The 2,339-nt window shown below is 78.4% G+C and carries 2 protein-coding genes and 1 pseudogene; all 3 read left to right on the forward strand.

Annotated elements, in window-relative coordinates; translation table 11 throughout:
* Positions 1–345 (forward strand): annotated as a pseudogene (locus AB0873_RS32255) (phosphoheptose isomerase); the annotation flags it as partial.
* 10 nt (positions 346–355) lie between these two features.
* Complete coding sequence (locus AB0873_RS32260; RefSeq protein WP_366604554.1) at positions 356–1,873, forward strand: PfkB family carbohydrate kinase; 1,518 nt, start codon at positions 356–358, stop codon at positions 1,871–1,873.
* The coding region (locus AB0873_RS32265; RefSeq protein WP_366604556.1) for an SDR family NAD(P)-dependent oxidoreductase at positions 1,870–2,339 on the forward strand (470 nt) is incomplete at its 3' end. The genes AB0873_RS32260 and AB0873_RS32265, both read left to right, overlap by 4 nt.

The following is a 2,339-nucleotide window of genomic DNA, read 5'->3' on the forward strand; positions in this document are numbered from 1 at the left end:
CTCCTGCACGCCGCCCACGCCGCCCACGACACCGGCCTGCGCTGCTGGGCCTTCACCGGCCCGACCCCGAACCCCCTCGCCGACCTCTGCGACGAGACGCTCGCCGTCGACTCCCCGGACGGCCAGGTGGTGCAGGAACTGCACCTGGTCTCCAGCCACGTGCTCTGCGAGTACGTCGAGCGGGCGCTGCCGGCGGCGCTCGCCGCGCCGGCCGGGACGCGGGCGGAGGCGCCGGCCGGCGAGACCGACCCACCGGCCGGGGTGCCGGCGGCGCCGGCGGCCGGCCCGGTGCGGGCCGGGGTCGAGGTGGTGCTGGACGGCGGGCCGCAGGTCCAGGCGCGATGAGGGGGGAAGCGTGAGGGGACCGGTGGTGGTGGTCGGTGACACCCTGCTCGACCGGGACGTGGAAGGGGTGGTGAACCGCCTCTGCCCGGACTCGCCCGTGCCGGTGCTGGACGAGACCGCGTGCGCCGACCGGCCGGGGGGCGCCGGCCTGGCCGCGTCGCTCGCGGCGGGGGCGCCGGACACCGAGGTGGTCCTGGTGACCGCCCTCGCCGACGACGCCGGTGGCGCCCGGCTCAGCTCGCTGCTCACCGCGGCCGGCGTCCAGGTGTACGCGCTCGGGCTGGCCGGTGGCACGCCGGAGAAGATCCGACTGCGGGCCCGGGGCCGGGTCCTGCTGCGTCACGACCGGGGCGGCGCTCCCGGGGAGCCCAGTGCGCCGTCCGACGCGGTGCTACGGGTGCTCGCGAACGCCTCGGCGGTGCTGGTGAGCGACTACGGCCGGGGGGTGGCCCGGCAGCCGGCGCTGCGGGCGGCGCTGGCCGCGACGCGGGCCCCCGTGGTCTGGGACCCCCACCCCCGGGGGCCGGCGGCGGTGCCCGGGATCCACCTGGTCACGCCGAACGAGTCCGAGGTCCGCGAGTTGGCCAAGGTGCGGCCCGGCGTGACGCGCCTGGTCACGGCCTCGCGCGGCGCGCAGGGCCTGCGGCGCCGCTGGCGGGCGGGTGCGGTGGCCGTGACGCTGGGCGGCGACGGCGCGCTGCTCTGCCACGCCGGGTCGACGCCGCTCGTGGTGCCCGCGCCGATGACGGCCGACGGGGACACCTGCGGGGCCGGGGACCGGTTCGCGGCCACGGCCACCCTCGCCCTGGCCCGGGGCGCGCTGGTGTCCGAGGCGGTGCAGGAGGCGGTGGCGGAGGCGTCGGCGTACGTCGCGGACGGGGGAGTGGCGTCGGTCCTGCCCCCGCCGGCCCGACTCCTGCCACCCACCGGGTCCGGCGTCGCGGGCGAGCGCATCGGTGTGGCGGCGGCCTCCGCGGTGGTGTCCGAGGTACGCGCGGCCGGCGGCACGGTCGTGGCCACCGGCGGCTGCTTCGATCTTCTGCACGCGGGTCACGTGGCGACGTTGCAGGCCGCCCGGCAACTCGGTGACTGCCTGGTGGTGTGCCTGAACTCCGACGCGAGCGTGGCCGCGCTCAAGGGACCCGAGCGGCCGGTGATGTCCCAGGGCGACCGCAGCCGCCTGCTGGCCGCGCTGAGCTGCGTCGACGCGGTCGTGGTCTTCGACGAGCGGACGCCGCACGCGGCGCTGACCTGGCTCCGGCCGGACGTCTGGGTCAAGGGTGGTGACTACGCCACCGGTGGCGGCGAGCCGGCGTTGCCGGAGGCGGAACTCCTGCGCCGCTGGGGCGGCCACACCGTCGTGGTGCCGTACCTGGACGGGCGCTCGACCACCGAGATGATCGCCGCCGCACGGGAGCGGACCCCCGGTGCCTCCCGCCTCAGCGACACGGTGCCGGCCGCGGACCGCCTGGGCCGCCCGTCGCCGGGCACGACGGCGGCGTCCCGCCCGGCCGAGGGGACGCGATGAACACCGGCTCCACCGTCCTGGTCACCGGCGGGTCGAGCGGGCTGGGCGCGGCTGTCGTCGTCGCCGTCGCCCGGGCCGGTGGGCGCCCGGTGGTGCTCGACCGGCAGGCCCCGGCGGACGGGGTGCCGTGGGTGGAGTGCGACCTGGCCGACACCCGGGCCGCCGAGGCGGCGACGCGGCGGCTCGCCGAACGCGCCGGTGGGCTGGACGCCGTCGTGACGGCCGCCGGGATGGACGTGCCCGGCCGCCTGGCGGACGTGCCGGGGGAGACCTGGGACCGGATCGTGGCGGTGGACCTGCTCGCGACCGCCGCCGTGATCCGGGCGGCGCTGCCCTTCCTGGAGGCGTCCCGGGGTCGGATCGTCACGGTCGCGTCGACGCTGGGGGTGAAGGCGGTCAGTGACGCCACGGCGTACTGCGCGGCGAAGTTCGGGGTGGTCGGGTTCACCCGCGCCCTGGCCGCGGA

It is taken from the genome of Micromonospora sp. NPDC047707 (assembly GCF_040704235.1).
Lineage (GTDB): Bacteria > Actinomycetota > Actinomycetes > Mycobacteriales > Micromonosporaceae > Micromonospora.